This is a genomic window from Streptosporangium roseum DSM 43021 (genome assembly GCF_000024865.1).
Taxonomy (GTDB): domain Bacteria; phylum Actinomycetota; class Actinomycetes; order Streptosporangiales; family Streptosporangiaceae; genus Streptosporangium; species Streptosporangium roseum.
Genome location: NC_013595.1, coordinates 9,838,795 through 9,854,001, shown reverse-complemented (window position 1 = coordinate 9,854,001; position 15,207 = coordinate 9,838,795). Strand labels below are relative to the sequence as shown.

General features: G+C 69.0%; 11 protein-coding genes and 1 riboswitch. Of the genes, 9 read left to right on the top strand and 2 right to left on the bottom strand.

Translation table 11 applies throughout. From position 1 onward, the window contains the following. The first annotated feature begins 107 nt into the window (after positions 1–107). From SROS_RS43055 to groL, 9 genes are all read left to right on the top strand, one after another. Positions 108–1,610, top strand: a complete 1,503-nt coding sequence (locus SROS_RS43055; protein ID WP_012895277.1) for a S1 family peptidase — start codon at positions 108–110, stop codon at positions 1,608–1,610. A gap of 190 nt (positions 1,611–1,800) precedes the next feature. Then, positions 1,801–3,303 (top strand): S1 family peptidase, encoded by a 1,503-nt coding sequence (locus SROS_RS43050; protein WP_012895276.1) that lies wholly within the window; start codon positions 1,801–1,803, stop codon positions 3,301–3,303. Between the two features lie 406 nt (positions 3,304–3,709). After that, positions 3,710–5,209 (top strand): S1 family peptidase, encoded by a 1,500-nt coding sequence (locus SROS_RS43045; protein ID WP_012895275.1) that lies wholly within the window; start codon positions 3,710–3,712, stop codon positions 5,207–5,209. A gap of 201 nt (positions 5,210–5,410) precedes the next feature. Continuing rightward, complete coding sequence (locus SROS_RS43040; protein WP_012895274.1) at positions 5,411–6,979, top strand: S1 family peptidase; 1,569 nt, start codon at positions 5,411–5,413, stop codon at positions 6,977–6,979. A gap of 185 nt (positions 6,980–7,164) precedes the next feature. Continuing rightward, positions 7,165–7,743, top strand: coding sequence for a hypothetical protein (locus SROS_RS43035; protein ID WP_012895273.1), 579 nt, complete (start codon positions 7,165–7,167; stop codon positions 7,741–7,743). 40 nt (positions 7,744–7,783) lie between these two features. Continuing rightward, positions 7,784–7,925, top strand: a riboswitch (SAM riboswitch). 14 nt (positions 7,926–7,939) lie between these two features. Then, positions 7,940–9,229 carry a threonine synthase gene (gene thrC / locus SROS_RS43030; protein ID WP_012895272.1) on the top strand — a complete coding sequence of 430 codons (1,290 nt, stop codon included), beginning with the start codon at positions 7,940–7,942 and terminating at the stop codon, positions 9,227–9,229. Positions 9,230–9,252: 23 nt separating this feature from the next. Next, positions 9,253–9,528 carry a MoaD/ThiS family protein gene (locus SROS_RS43025; protein WP_012895271.1) on the top strand — a complete coding sequence of 92 codons (276 nt, stop codon included), beginning with the start codon at positions 9,253–9,255 and terminating at the stop codon, positions 9,526–9,528. A 318-nt stretch (positions 9,529–9,846) separates the two neighbouring features. Further along, positions 9,847–10,047 (top strand): cold-shock protein, encoded by a 201-nt coding sequence (locus tag SROS_RS43020; RefSeq protein WP_012895270.1) that lies wholly within the window; start codon positions 9,847–9,849, stop codon positions 10,045–10,047. A gap of 341 nt (positions 10,048–10,388) precedes the next feature. Next, positions 10,389–12,014 (top strand): chaperonin GroEL, encoded by a 1,626-nt coding sequence (groL, locus tag SROS_RS43015; RefSeq protein WP_012895269.1) that lies wholly within the window; start codon positions 10,389–10,391, stop codon positions 12,012–12,014. A gap of 457 nt (positions 12,015–12,471) precedes the next feature. Here the strand turns inward: groL and SROS_RS43010 are convergent, their stop codons facing one another. Beyond that, entirely contained in the window at positions 12,472–12,879 is a 408-nt protein-coding gene (locus tag SROS_RS43010) for a GNAT family N-acetyltransferase (protein ID WP_218919777.1), read from the bottom strand. A 22-nt stretch (positions 12,880–12,901) separates the two neighbouring features. Then, complete coding sequence (locus tag SROS_RS43005) at positions 12,902–14,920, bottom strand: HelD family protein (RefSeq protein WP_012895267.1); 2,019 nt, start codon at positions 14,918–14,920, stop codon at positions 12,902–12,904. Positions 14,921–15,207: the final 287 nt, after the last annotated feature.

Sequence of the window (15,207 nt, the reverse complement as noted above, 5' to 3'; positions counted from 1 at the left end):
TCGGCAAGGGCTGGATTAAGGTGGCGCTGCCCGCATCGTGTGATCAACCAGCGATACGCGGCGTTCTCCCCCCTCATGCCTGGAAAGCCGAGGTCGAGGAGAGATCCATGTCCCGCAGACACGTCATCACCACGGGATGCGTTCTGACGATCACCGCGCTCACGCTGACGGCCGCCCCGGCTGTCGCCACATCTCCCATCGTGAGCGCCCCAGCCGTTCCGTCCGCCCGGCAATCACCGCCGGGCATGATCGAGGCACTCCAGCGCGACCTCGGACTCAGTAGACAGGAGGCCGAGGAACGCCTGGCCAACGAGGCCCGTCTGGCACCGATCGAGGCGCAGATCCGCGGGCAGCTCGGTGACCGTTTCGGCGGTGCCTGGTATGCGGGGATCACGGCGCGGACGCTGGTGGTGGCCACCACCAGCGCCGACGACATTCCCCGGCTCACGGCGCTGGGCGTCCGGCCCGAGGTCGTCAGCCGGTCGCTGAAGGAACTCCAGGTGATCAAAAAGGAGCTCGACTCGACCCTGGCCATCCGTCCCCACGCCGGGCGGGTGCGCTACGTCGACGTGCGCAACAACAAGGTCGCCGTCCTGTCCTCGGAGTCCGAGGCGACCGAGCACGACATCGAGGCCATCGGCGTGGACACCGACGGGATACGGGTGGTGCCGTCCAAGGAGCAGCCCCGGCTCTTTCACGACCTGGTGGGCGGCACGCCTTACTACGTCGGTGTCACGAGTCGCTGCTCGGTCGGGTTCTCGGTGACCCGCGGGACCCAGAACGGCTTCATCAGCGCCGGCCACTGCGGCAAGACCGGCGCCAACACCACCGGGTTCAACCGGGTCGCGCAGGGGGTCTTCCAGGCGTCGAACTTCCCGGACAGCGACTTCGGCTGGGTGGCGGTGAACAACGACTGGACGCCCAAGCCGCTGGTGGACAACGGCACGGGCGGCACCGTGACCGTCGCCGGCTCCAAGGAGGCCATCGAGGGAGCCTCGGTCTGCCGGTCCGGCTCCACCACCGACTGGCACTGCGGCACCATCCAGCAGCGCAACGCCAGCATCACCTACCCGCAGGGCACGGTCTTCGAACTGGTCCGCACCAACGTCTGCGCCGAGCCGGGCGACTCCGGCGGCTCGTTCATCTCCATCGACCAGGCGCAGGGGGTGACCTCCGGCGGCTCCGGCGACTGCACCTCCGGCGGTATCACCTATTTCCAGCCGATCGGTGAGATCCTCACGACCTACGGCCTGAGCCTGGTGACCGACAGCACCACCGTCGCGCCGCCGAGTGCGGGGACCTGCACCGGCTACACGCAGACCATCACCGGCACCCTGAACAGGGGGCAGTTCGTCTACCAGCCGAGCAGCCGTCACTACCGCTCGACCGTCGCCGGTGTGCACGCCGGCTGCCTGGACGCCAACGACGGCGTCGACTTCGATCTCTACCTCCAGAAATGGAACGGCCGTAGCTGGGACACCGTCGCCACCGCCGACGATCTGGGGTCGGACAAGAAGATCAGCTACACCGGCACGCCCGGCTACTACCGCTACCGCGTGCTCTCCTCCAGCGGCTCCAGCCCCTACAGCCTGGGCTACAAGTCACCGTGACCCGTCCCCGCCCCGGGCCGACCATCCGGGGAGGCGGGGTTGGAAATCGTCGTCCGCGTGGCGCGGGGCTTTTGCGGCCTTGATCGGCAACGGCTGGATTAAGGTGGCGCTGCCCGCATCGTGTGATCAACCAGCGATACGCGGCGTTCTCCCCCCTCATGCCTGCAAAGCCGAGGTCGAGGAGAGGCCCATGTCCCGCAGACATGCCATCACCACGGGATGCGTTCTGACGATCACCGCGCTCACGCTGACGGCCGCCCCGGCGGTCGCCCAGCCCCGGACGGTGGAGACCTCGGCGGTGGTGGCCGTGAGGCAACCGCCGCCGGGCATGGTCGAGGCACTCCAGCGCGACCTCGGACTCACCAGGGAGCAGGCGCAGACCCGCCTGCTCAACGAGGCCCGCATGAGACCGGTCGAGGCGAAGCTCCGCCGGAGGCTCGGCGCCCGGTTCGGCGGCTCCTGGTTCGCGGGAAGCATCGCGCAGACCCTCGTGGTGGCCACCACCAGCGCCGACGACATTCCCCAGATCCTCGCCGCGGGCGCGCGGGGGGAGGTCGTCGACCGGTCGCTGGCGGAGCTCGACGCGATCAAGGAGAAACTCGACGAGGTCCTGCCCGCGGACCCGCGCGGGGGGAGCGTGCGCTACGTCGACGTGCGGAGCCACAAGGTCGTCGTCCTCGCCGTGGACCCTGCGACGACCGAGGACCTCATCGAAGCCGCCGACGTGGACGCGAGCGTGGTGAGCGTGCTGCCGTCCGATGAGCAACCCCGCCCCCTCTCCGACGTGGTGGGCGGCACGCCTTACTACGTCGGTGTCACGAGTCGCTGCTCGGTCGGCTTCTCGGTGTTGCGCGGGGCCCAGAACGGGTTCGTCAGTGCCGGGCACTGCGGCAAGGTCGGTGCCGCCACCGTCGGGTTCAACCGGGTCGCGCAGGGGGTCTTCCAGGCGTCGAACTTCCCCGAGAGCGATTTCGGCTGGGTGGCGGTGAACGACGACTGGACGCCCAAGCCGCTGGTGGACAACGGCACGGGCGGCACCGTGACCGTCGCCGGCTCCAGAGAGGCGGTCGAGGGTGTCTCGGTCTGCCGGTCCGGTTCCACCACCGGCTGGCACTGCGGCACCATCCAGCAGCGCAACGTCAGCGTCACCTACCCGCAGGGCACGGTCTCCGAGGTGACCCGTACCAATGTCTGCGCCGAGCCGGGCGACTCCGGTGGCTCGTTCATCGCCATCGACCAGGCGCAGGGCGTCACCTCCGGTGGCTCCGGCGACTGCACCTCCGGCGGGGTCACCTACTTCCAGCCGATCGGGGAGATCCTCACGACCTACGGCCTGAGCCTGGTGACCACGGCGGGCAACCCTCCGCCGTTGAGCACGGGGACCTGCACCGGCTACGAGCAGACCATCACCGGCACGCTGAAGAGCGGGCAGTCCGTCTACCAGCCGAAGACCCGTCACTACCGCTCGACCGTCGCCGGTGTGCATGCCGGCTGCCTGGACGCCTACGACGGCGTCGACTTCGACCTCTATCTCCAGAAGTGGAACGGCCATAACTGGGACACCGTCGCCACCGCCGACAGCCCGAGCCCCGACGAGAAGATCAGCTACACCGGCACGCCCGGCCACTACCGCTACCGCGTGCTCTCCTCAAGCGGCTTCAGCCCTTACGTCCTGGGCTACAAGTCGCCGTGACGCTGACTGTCCCGCCCTTCCGCCGTGCTGATCATCGACTGCGCGCCCCGTCCGGTCACGCCTACGGCTTCTGATCCTGACGGGCGGCGGCGAGCCCGGGGAGGGCGAGCCGGTCCACGGTGCTTCTCCCCGGGGAGGCGGGGGTTGGAGATCGTCGTTCGCCTCCGCGGGGGAGGCGGGGGTTGAAGATCGTCGTTCGCCTCCGCGGGGAGGCGGAGGCTGGAAATCGTCGTCCGCCTTCGCGGGGAGGCGGGGTTGGAAATCATCGTCCGCGTGGCGCGGGGCTTTTGCGGCCTTGATCGGCAACGGCTGGATTAAGGTGGCGCTGCCCGCATCGTGTGATCAACCAGCGATACGCGGCGTTCTCCCCCCTCATGCCTGGAAAGCCGAGGTCGAGGAGAGATCCATGTCCCGCAGACACGTCATCACCACGGGATGCGTTCTGACGATCACCGCGCTCACGCTGACGGCCGCCCCGGCTGTCGCCACATCTCCCACCGTGAACACCTCAGTGGTCCTGTCCGCCCGGCAACCGCCGCCGGGCATGATCGAGGCACTCCAGCGCGACCTCGGACTCACCAGGGAGCAGGCGCAGACCCGCCTGCTCAACGAGGCCCGCCTGAGGCCGGTCGAGGCGAAGCTCCGCCGGAGGCTCGGTGACCGGTTCGGCGGCTCCTGGTTCACGGGGATCACCGCACAGGGCCTCGTGGTGGCCACCACCAGCTCCGCCGACATTCCCCAGATCCGCGCCGCGGGCGCGCGGGGGGAGGTCGTCGACCGGTCGATGGCGGAGCTCGACGCGACAGTCGAGGAGGTTGACGCGGCCCTGTCCACCCACCCGAACGGGCGGGTGCGCTATGTCGACGTGAAGGCCAACAAGGTCGTCATCCTGTCCGACGCGCCCTCGGCGACCAGAAGCCTCATCGAAGCCGCCGGTGTGGATCCGGTCGCGGTGCGGGTGGTGCCGTCCGACGAGCAACCCCGCCCCCTCTCCGACCTGCAGGGCGGCACCCCTTACTACATCGGCAGCACGAGTCGCTGCTCGGTCGGCTTCTCGGTGTTGCGCGGGGCCCAGAACGGGTTCGTCAGTGCCGGGCACTGCGGCAAGGTCGGTGCCGCCACCGTCGGGTTCAACCGGGTCGCGCAGGGGGTCTTCCAGGCGTCGAACTTCCCCGAGAGCGATTTCGGCTGGGTGGCGGTGAACGACGACTGGACGCCCAAGCCGCTGGTGGACAACGGCACCGGCGGCACCGTGACCGTCGCCGGCTCGAAAGAGGCCATCGAGGGGGCCTCGGTCTGCCGGTCCGGCTCCACCACCGGCTGGCACTGCGGCACCATCCAGCAGCGCAACGTCAGCGTCACCTACCCGCAGGGCACGGTCTCCGAGGTGACCCGTACCAATGTCTGCGCCGAGCCAGGTGACTCCGGCGGTTCGTTCATCGCCATCGACCAGGCACAAGGGGTCACCTCCGGCGGCTCCGGCGACTGCACCTCCGGCGGGGTCACCTACTTCCAGCCGATCGGGGAGATCCTCACGACCTACGGCCTGAGCCTGGTGACCACCGCGGGCAACCCTCCGCCGTTGAGCACGGGCACCTGCACCGGCTACGAGCAGACCATCACCGGCACCCTGAGCAACGGGCAGTCCGTCTACCAGCCGAACAACCGTCACTACCGCTCGACCGTCGCCGGTGTGCATGCCGGCTGCCTGGACGCCGACGACGGCGTTGATCTTGACCTCTATCTCCAGAAGTGGAACGGCCGCGGCTGGGACACCGTCGCCACCGCCGACAGCCCGAGCCCCGACGAGAAGATCAGCTACACCGGCACGCCCGGCCACTACCGCTACCGCGTGCCCTCCTCGAACGGCTCCAGCCCCTACACCCTGGGCTACAAGGCACCGTAATCCGTTTCCGGACCCCCACCGCGGGAGGCCGGAAGCGCTGGTGGACCTCGTTCGAAATCGTCGTCCGCGTGGCGCGGGGCTTTTGCGGCCTTGACCGGTAACGGCTGGATTAAGGTGGCGTTGCCCACATCGCATGATCAGTCTGTGATGCGAGGCACGCTCCCCCCTCACGCTTGAAAAGCCGAGGTCGAGGAGAGATCCATGCCCAGCAGACACGCCATCACCACGGGATGCGTTCTGACGATCACCGTGCTCACGCTGACGGCCGCCCCGGCTGTCGCCCAGGCCCGGACAGCGGAGGCCCAAGCGGTCGCGGCCGCGAGAAAACCGCCGCCGGGCATGATCGAAGCACTCCAGCGCGACCTCGGACTCACCAGAGAGGAGGCCGAGACCCGTCTGCGCAACGAGGCCCGCATGACACCGATCGAGGAGCGGCTACGCGGGCAGCTCGGCAGCCGGTTCGGCGGCGCCTGGTTCGCGGGAAGCGTCGCGCAGACCCTGGTGGTGGCCACCACCAGCCCCGCCGACATCGCCTTGATCGTCGCCGCGGGCGCCCGTGCCGAGATTGTCACCCGGTCGCTGTCGGACCTCCAGGCGGTCAAGAAGCACATCGACCAGGCGCTGCCCACCCGCCAGGAGACAGGGAGCGTGCGCTACATCGACACGAAGATCAACAAGGTCGTCGTCCTCTCCACGGCGGTCACGACGACCACGAACATCCTGGAGAACGCCGGTGTGGACCCGGTCGCGGTCCGGGTGGTGTCGTCCGACGAGCAACCTCGCCCCCTCGGCGACGTGGTGGGCGGGGAGGCTTACTACATCGGCAGCGCGAGCCGCTGCTCGGTCGGCTTCTCGGTGACCCGCGGGGCCCAGAAGGGCTTCGTCAGCGCCGGGCACTGCGGCAAGGTCGGTGCCACCACCACCGGCGTCAACCGGGCCGCCCAGGGCGTCTTCGAGGGGTCGAGCTTCCCGGGCAGCGACTATGCCTGGGTGGCGGTGAACGGCGACTGGACGCCCAAGCCGCTGGTGAAGAACGGCAGCGGCGGCACCGTGACCGTCGCCGGCTCCAGGGTGGCGGTCGAGGGGGCCTCGGTCTGCCGGTCCGGCTCCACCACCGGCTGGCACTGCGGCACCATCCAGCAGCGTGACACCAGCGTCACCTACCCGCAGGGCACGGTCTCCGAGGTGACCCGCACCACCGTCTGCGCCGAGCCGGGCGACTCCGGTGGCTCGTTCATCGCCATCGACCAGGCGCAGGGCGTCACCTCCGGTGGCTCCGGCGACTGCACCTCCGGCGGGGTCACCTACTTCCAGCCGATCGGGGAGATCCTCGCGACCTACGGCCTGACCCTGGTGACCGACGCCACCACCCCGCCGGGCACGAGTACGCCCCCGGGCACGAGTACGCCGCCCGGCACGGGCACTCCGCCCGGCACCGGCACTCCGCCGGGCACGGGCACCTGCACCGGCTATCCGCAGAGCGTCACCGGCACGCTGAAGAGCGGGCAGTCCGTCTACCAGCCGAACAACCGCTACTACCGCTCGACCGTCACCGGTGTGCACGCCGGCTGCCTGGACGCCAACGACGGCGTCGATTTCGATCTCTACCTCCAGAAGTGGAACGGCCGTAACTGGAGCGTCGTCGCCACCGCCGACAGCCCGAGCCCCGACGAGAAGATCAGCTACACCGGCACGCCCGGCTATTACCGCTACCGCGTGGTCTCGGCGAACGGCTCCAGCCCCTACACCCTGAAGTACAAGGCACCGTAACCCGCTCCCGGCCCCCTCTTCCGCCGCGCCTCCAAGCCGTGCCTCCAAGGTGAAGGTCCGAGGGAGGACGGGGCTCCCGCCGGGCGGGCGATCGTGAGCCTGGCGGGGGCTCCGCCCGCCCGCGGCAGGGACGTACGGCGGTGACCACTTGACCTTGCCGTAGCGTCAACCGCTTCACTCGGGCCATGAAGGCGATCTCGGCACTGTGGCCGGCGGTCCGGCGGCGGGTGGACGTTCCGGAGGACGGCGCGGCGATCGGTTACGACCGGGGGCTGCGCGTGGTCCTGTGGGCGATGGTGGTGACGTCGCCGCTGGAGCTGGTGGTGGTCCATCACCTGCTGCCCTGGGCGTGGGCCCGGTGGGCGCATCTGGCGCTGATGGTGGCCGCCGCGGTCTGGAGCCTCGGTTTCATCGCCTCGCTGTGGGTCTATCCCCACGCCGTGGACGGCGAGCGGCTGCGGATCCGGTTCGGCGGCCTCCTGGACGTCGTGATCCCGGTCCGGCTGATCGAGTCGGTCCGTGCGGAGCGGGTGAGCAAGGGGCAGAGCAAGCTTGCCGAGATGGTGGGGGGGACGCTCTCGGTCGAGGTCGGCGGGATGACGAACCTGGTCGTACGGCTGCGCGAGCCGTACGAGGTGAGCGGGTTCGGACGGGTGCGGGCGGTGCGTTTCACGGCCGACGACCCCGGCGAGGCTGTCCGACAGGTAACACGCTACATCTCGCGGAGTGAGACACCTGGTCAGGATGACCGCAAGGCGAGGTAGAGTGCGTAAGACCTGCTCGTCAGGTTCATAACTGAATATTTGCTCATCCAGAGGGGTGGAGGGACCGGCCCTGCGAAGCCCCGGCAACCCTCCCGGTTCAAGACTCGTTTTTCTGACGAGGTCGGCCGGGACAGGTGCCAATTCCGGTCTGTGACCAGGGTGGTCGCAGACGAAGATGAGGGAAAGGCCTCGCTTCATGGCGCTCGCAAGCACTGAAACCACCACCTCGCTCGGCCGCGTCGAAGACGCGCGGAGCAAGCCCTTCGGTCCCGCCGCAGCCCTGTCCTGTCGCGAATGCGGCGCCCGCTACGACCTCGGCCCCAACTTCGCCTGTATCGAGTGTTTCGGGCCTCTCGAGATCGCCTACGACTTCGGACGGGTGACCCGGGAGCAGATCGCCGAGGGGCCGACGAACATCTGGCGTTACCGCTCGCTGCTGCCCGTCCCGGCGGACGTGGCGGCCAAGCCCAACATGGCGCCCGGCTGGACCAAGCTGGTCAAGGCCGACAACCTCGCCCGCGAGCTGGGCATCCGCTCCCTGCACGTGAAGGACGACTCCGGCAACCCCACGCACTCCTTCAAGGACCGCGTGGTGGCCATTGCCGTCGAGGCGGCCCGCAACTTCGGTTTCCACACCCTCTCCTGCTCCTCCACCGGCAACCTGGCCGGCGCGGTGACCGCGGCCGCCGCCCGGGCCGGTCTGGACGCCTGCGTGTTCATCCCCGCGGACCTGGAGGAGGCCAAGATCGTCATGGCCTCGGTGTACGGCGGCAAGCTCGTCGGCATCGAGGGCACCTACGACGACGTGAACCGCTTCTGCTCCGAGCTCATCGGCGACGAGCTGGGCGACAAGTGGGGCTTCGTCAACGTCAACCTCCGGCCCTACTACGCCGAGGGCTCCAAGACCCTGGCCTACGAGATCGCCGAGCAGCTCGGCTGGCGCATCCCCGACCAGATCGTCATCCCGGTCGCGTCCGGCTCGCAGCTCACGAAGATCGACAAGGCGTTCAAGGAGCTGATCGCGCTCGGGCTCGTCGAGGACAGGCCCTACAAGATCTTCGCCGCCCAGGCCGAGGGGTGCTCCCCGGTCTCCGCCGCCTACAAGGCCGGCCACGACGTGATCAGGCCGGTCAAGCCGGACACCATCGCCAAGTCGCTGGCGATCGGCAACCCGGCCGACGGCCCCTACGTGCTGGACATCGCCCGGCGCACCGGCGGCGCGGTGGAGGACGTCACCGACGCCGAGGTCGTCGACGCGATCCGGCTGCTGGCCAGGACCGAGGGGATCTTCGCCGAGACCGCGGGCGGCGTCACCGTCGGCGTGCTGCGCAAGCTGGTCGCCGAGGGAAAGCTCGACCCGGAGGCCGAGACCGTGGTCCTCAACACCGGCGACGGGCTCAAGACCCTCGACGCCGTGGCGGACCACGCTCGCCCCACCGCCGTCATCCGGCCGTCTCTTGACGCTTTCCGTACGGCTATCGCCTAGAAACTCGTGAAAGGTACTGAATTATGAGCGTTTCTGTGCGGATTCCGACGATTCTCCGGACCTACACCGACGGCTCCGCCGAGGTGACCGGAGAGGGCGAGACCCTGCGGGATGTTCTGCAGAAGCTCGACGCCGACTTCCCCGGCATCGGTGCGCGCATTCTTGATGAAACGGGCAAGATTCGCCGTTTTGTCAACGTCTACGTCGGAGATGAGGACGTCCGTTTCGTGGACAACCTTGACACCGCCACGCCGTCCGGCGTTCAGGTCTCCATCATCCCGGCGGTCGCGGGGGGCTGATCCCCCGGCGCCCACACCGCCTCTCCACGACACCCGCGCGCGGCCTGACCGCGTGCGGGTGTCGTGTTTTGTGACGTCAGCTCATATCTGTGCCACGAGATATGATGCAATTTTTAACCAATTAATCGCACCGTCAAAACTCGTCCCCGGCCCTGAATGCGTACGTAAAGCGGTAGTTCTCAGATTGACTCTGTTGCCCTACGGTGTCCCACAGGTATGGTCGAGAACGATCGACGTAGGCGATGTCTACGCCTCGGAGATTGCGGACTTCGCGCGAGGAATGGGCGATGTCCTCAAGTCCAGTAAGAGGAGTCGGAAGTGGCGCAAGGCACCGTCAAATGGTTCAACGCGGACAAGGGCTACGGCTTCATCGCGGTAGACGGTGGTAAGGATGTGTTCGTCCATTACTCCGCGATCATGATGGATGGCTATCGTGCACTCGAGCAGGGCCAGCGGGTCGAGTTCGAGATCACTCAGGGGCAGAAGGGCCCCCAGGCGGAATCCGTCAGGGCGGTCTGACGCGACCGTTCCATCCATTCGTCGGGAAATGCCGGAAGCTCCCGTGGCAGCGCAGTCCGCGCGGATCTTCCTGCATGTCGGCCCGGCCCGCCGTTCCAACCGGTGGGCCGGGCCTTCGCTCTGAACGCGGCCCCTCGTTCTAAGCTGGACGCAGGTCAGGGCGTCACGGCTTGCACTCGGCAAGGTAGAGTGCTAAACAGTTCGTTGGCACTCCCTGTTGGAGAGTGCCAACCCTGGATCGAGACGATGGGACCCGCCGAACGGAGTCGCGGGTCCACATGCCGTCGCGGGCGTCGGCTCGATCCGGTGCAAGCCACCCTGCGTTTGGGAGGTCTAGCCGTATGGCAGCCAAGATGATCGCGTTTGACGAGGACGCCCGGCGCGGTCTCGAGCGCGGTATGAACCAGCTCGCGGACGCCGTCAAGGTGACCCTCGGCCCCAAGGGCCGTAACGTCGTCCTGGAGAAGAAGTGGGGCGCACCCACGATCACCAACGACGGTGTCTCCATCGCCAAGGAGATCGAGCTCGAGGACCCGTGGGAGAAGATCGGGGCCGAGCTCGTCAAGGAAGTCGCCAAGAAGACCGACGACGTCGCGGGCGACGGCACCACCACCGCCACCGTGCTCGCCCAGGCTCTCGTACGTGAGGGCCTCCGCAACGTCGCCGCCGGCGCCAACCCGATGTCCCTGAAGAAGGGCATCGAGGCCGCCGTCGAGCGCGTCTCCGAGGAGCTCTCCAAGCTGGCCAAGGACGTGGAGACGAAGGCGCAGATCGCCTCCACCGCCTCCATCTCCGCGGGCGACCCGCAGATCGGCGAGATGATCGCCGAGGCGATGGACAAGGTCGGCAAGGAAGGTGTCATCACCGTCGAGGAGAGCAACACCTTCGGCCTGGAGCTTGAGCTCACCGAGGGCATGCGCTTCGACAAGGGCTACATCTCGCCCTACTTCGTCACCGACCCGGAGCGTATGGAGGCCGTCCTCGACGACCCGTACATCCTCGTCGTCAACTCCAAGATCTCCGCCAACAAGGACCTGCTCCCGGTCCTCGACAAGGTCGTGCAGGCCGGCAAGCCGCTGCTGATCATCGCCGAGGACATCGAGGGCGAGGCCCTGGCCACCCTGGTCGTCAACAAGATCCGTGGCCTGTTCCGCTCGGTCGCGGTCAAGGCGCCGGGCTTCGGTGACCGCCGCAAGGCCATGCTGGGCGACATCGGCATCCTGACCGGTGCCCAGGTCATCAGCGAGGACCTCGGCCTCAAGCTGGAGTCCACCACGCTGGACCAGCTCGGCCGCGCCCGCCAGGTCATCGTCACCAAGGACGAGACCACCATCGTCGACGGTGGCGGCGACGCCGAGCAGATCGCCGGCCGGGTCAACCAGATCCGCGCCGAGATCGACAACACCGACTCCGACTACGACCGCGAGAAGCTCCAGGAGCGTCTGGCCAAGCTGGCCGGCGGCGTGGCCGTCATCAAGGCCGGCGCGGCGACCGAGGTCGAGCTCAAGGAGCGCAAGCACCGCATCGAGGACGCCGTTCGCAACGCGAAGGCGGCCGTCGAGGAGGGCATCGTCCCCGGCGGTGGCGTGGCCCTGCTGCAGGCCGGCGCCAAGGCGTTCGACAAGCTGGAGCTGTCCGGCGACGAGGCCACCGGTGCCGCGATCGTGAAGAAGGCTCTTGAGGAGCCGCTGAAGCAGATCGCCGTCAACGCCGGCCTTGAGGGCGGCGTCGTGGTGGAGAAGGTGCGCAACCTCACCCCGGGTGAGGGCCTGAACGCCGCCACCGGCGAGTACGTCAACATGTTCGAGTCGGGCATCATCGACCCGGCCAAGGTGACGCGCTCCGCGCTGCAGAACGCCGCTTCCATCGCGGCGCTCTTCCTCACCACCGAGGCCGTCATCGCCGAGAAGCCCGAGAAGGCCGGAGCCGCTCCCGCCATGCCGGGCGGCGGCGACATGGACTTCTAAGTCCAGGCGCTTTCACAGAAAGAGGCGACCCCGAGGTGCCGGGGCCGCCTCTTTCCGTGTCCGCGGGCTTCCGCTTCCCGCGCCCGCCGGCCTCCGGGCGCGCCGGCGCGGTCGTCCGTCTCCTGCCCGCGTGGGCCCTGTGCCGTCGCTCGCGGCGGATCGTCATGGGTGCCGCGCGGTTGTCCGCCGCCTGCGGATATGGGTGCCGTGCGGTTGTCTGCGCGTGCGGATATGGGCCGCGCGGGGCCGTCGAGCGCATGTCGTCACGGTCATCACGCCGTTGTCCGTCGCGTGTCGCCGTCCACCGTCGAGCGCCTGTCCGCCGAATACCGCCGTTTCATCAGGCGCCGAACGACCGAACAGCATTCTTTTCCATGTGCTCCGCGAGCTGTAAAGAGGCCGTTCCCGTCGGGGCCGCCATGGCCTCTCCGGAAGTCCGGACGGCCGGTCCCGGGTCCTAACTCAGTGCCTTGACCCATCGTGACCACTGGGGCTGCGGTGCATAACCGGCGGCGCTCCAGGCGTGATGCGCCAGGACATTGTCATGGAGGACCATGGCGTCGGCGCGGAACGCGCCGAATTTCGCGAAGCGCTCCTCCGCGGCCCGGATCAGGGCGGTCCCGACCCCCTGGCGGCGGCGGGCGGGGGCGACGGCCAGCCGGTAGAGATGGGCGCGCCAGCCGTCCCAGCCGGCGATCAGCGTGCCGACCGTCTCCCCGCCGATCTCGGCGATGAGGACGGCCTCGGGGTCGCGCTCGACGAGCGCGACCACCTTGGCCGGATCGTCGTGCCGGTCGGTCCCCTCGGCGGCCTCGATCCAGAAGGACAGCAACGCGTCGACGTCCGCAAGCCGTCCGTTTCGCACGGTTATTTCCATGAATCGGAAATTAGCAGAGCAGGGCGGGGAGCTCCCTGGCGTGCAGGACGGTCAGGGAGGTGACCGCGCGGGTCAGGACCACGTAGAGGCGGGCCAGGCCGCGTGGTTCGGCGTCCACGATGTCGGCCGGCTCGACCACGATGACGTGGTCGTACTCAAGGCCCTTGGCCAGGGTCGCCGGGATGACCAGGAGGCGGTGCTCCTCCACCGAGTCGGGGCTCAGCACACGATGGTCCAGCTGGGACAGGCTCTCGGACACCGCCGCGACCGAGGCGTCCGGGACGATGACGCCGATCGAGCCCTCGCGGGAGAGCGCCTCCCGCACCGCCTGCGTCAGGGACGCGGCCGGGTCGGTGGCGGGCCGTACCGACAGGGAGCCCGCACCGGGCCGGAGCGACCGGGGCGCGGCCAGGTCCGGGGCGACGGCGGGCAGCAGCCTGGCGGCGTAGTCGAGCACCTCGCGGGGGACGCGGAAGCCGAGGGTCAGCTCGGTGACCGCGCCGTCCTCGAAGCCCAGGTGGGTGAGGACCTCGTCCCAGGAACGGGCGGACCAGGGAGTCGTGCCCTGGGCGAGGTCGCCCAGCACGGTGGCAGACCCGGTACGGCAGCGCCGGCCGAGGGCGCGCAACTGCATCGCGGACAGGTCCTGGGCCTCGTCCACGACCAGATGTCCCAGCGGGGCGGTCCGCTCGATCAGGTCGCCGAGCTCGTCCATCAGCGCGCCGTCGGCCGCCGACCACTTCGCGGAGCGGTGGGACTTCGCCGGCTTGGCCCACAGGAGCATGGCCTGCTCCGCGGCGGTGAGGTCGTCCTTGGCCGCGGCGGCGAGGAACTCGGGATCGCTGAAGAGCCGGTGGAGCACCTGCTGGGGGGTCAGCTTGGGCCAGACCTGCTCCACGAGCTGCTTGACCGGCTTGGACCGGGCCACCGCGTCCTGGACCCGGTCGTCGGGGGACTCGCCGCGCTGCTCCATCCGGACGAGCACCAGGTGGGCCAGCCGCTGGGCGAGAGCCGCCCGGCCGGGGCCGTAACGCGTGGTCCCGCGCAGTGACGCGACGACCTCGCGGACCTCGTGGTCGGCCACCCGGTAGCGGTTGACGCCCTTGGTGAACAGCACGCCCTCGGTCGGCTTGACGATGTGCATCCACAGGGCGCGCCTGAGCACCGGCGCGATCCTCGCATCGCCCTTGACCGCGCTGACCGCGGGGTCCTCGGGGGCCGAGTGGTCGCCCAGGATCCCGGCGACCGTGGTCTGGTCGACCTTGACCTCGCCCAGCGCGGGGAGCACCGAGGAGATGTAGGACAGGAAGGCCCGGTTGGGCCCGACGATCATCACGCCGGAGCGGGCGAGCTTCTCCCGGTGGGTGAAGAGCAGGTAGGCCGCCCGGTGCAGGCCGACGGCGGTCTTACCGGTGCCGGGGGCTCCCTGGACGCAGACGGTCCGGCCCAGTTCGGAGCGGACGATCTCGTCCTGGTCGGGCTGGATGGTGGCGACGATGTCGCGCATCGGACCGGAGCGGGGCCGCTCGATCTCCTCGGTGAGGATCCTGCTGTGCTGCAGGGCGCCCCCCTGGTCGAGCGGCTCGTCCTCGTAGGCGGTCAGGTCGCCGCCGTGGTAGCCGAACCGGCGGCGGAGCGCGACGTCCATCGGATCGGACGGGCTGGCCTGGTAGAAGGCCCGCGAGACCGGGGCCCGCCAGTCGATCACCAGGGGGCGGCTGCGCTCGTCGTGGACGTGCCTGCGCCCGACGTAGATGGTGCCGGGAAGGTCGTCGTCCACGGCCCGGTCGAGGCGGCCGAAGAACAGCGGGGTGCCGGAGTGGTCGGCGAGCGCCGCCACCCGCTGGTCCAGCAGCGCCTGCAGGATCTGCTGGGAGACCCAGTCTCCGGCGGCGTCGGAGGAGAGGGACTGGGCGTGCTCGCGCATGGCGCGCAGCGCGGCCCTGGAGGCGGCCAGGTGCTCGCGTTCGGCGGCGAGGGTCTCGGCCGGGTCGTCGGTTATGTCGGGGGCCAATTGATGTGCGGGCACGCGGAAGCGCCTCCCATTCGATAAACGGAGGTGGTGGTCATCAGGCAGCGAATCGACTAGCTTACCGGTGGCCTCCACGCGCTCAAAAGGATTAACCGCGGGACCGGACTCCGGGCGCGACGCGGTATACCGAGACCGGGCGGATCCTTCCCGGCATACCGACTGTGGCCGATCCGCTCCGCACCGTGTTCCGAAAGTCGCCGGTCCTTTCCGGCCGAGGGCCGGACGCCCCGTGCCGCCGGAAGGGATTTTCGCCCGTCAGTGGCACGGCATTTCGGTAACCGTAC

Excerpts from the sequence above, each read along its gene's own strand:
- thrC (WP_012895272.1), top strand. The coding sequence starts at position 7,940 with ATGGCGCTCGCAAGCACTGAAACCACCACCTCGCTCGGCCGCGTCGAA.
- SROS_RS43040 (WP_012895274.1), top strand. The coding sequence starts at position 5,411 with ATGCCCAGCAGACACGCCATCACCACGGGATGCGTTCTGACGATCACC.
- SROS_RS43050 (WP_012895276.1), top strand. The coding sequence starts at position 1,801 with ATGTCCCGCAGACATGCCATCACCACGGGATGCGTTCTGACGATCACC.
- groL (WP_012895269.1), top strand. The coding sequence starts at position 10,389 with ATGGCAGCCAAGATGATCGCGTTTGACGAGGACGCCCGGCGCGGTCTC.
- SROS_RS43045 (WP_012895275.1), top strand. The coding sequence starts at position 3,710 with ATGTCCCGCAGACACGTCATCACCACGGGATGCGTTCTGACGATCACC.
- SROS_RS43025 (WP_012895271.1), top strand. The coding sequence starts at position 9,253 with ATGAGCGTTTCTGTGCGGATTCCGACGATTCTCCGGACCTACACCGAC.
- SROS_RS43035 (WP_012895273.1), top strand. The coding sequence starts at position 7,165 with ATGAAGGCGATCTCGGCACTGTGGCCGGCGGTCCGGCGGCGGGTGGAC.
- SROS_RS43055 (WP_012895277.1), top strand. The coding sequence starts at position 108 with ATGTCCCGCAGACACGTCATCACCACGGGATGCGTTCTGACGATCACC.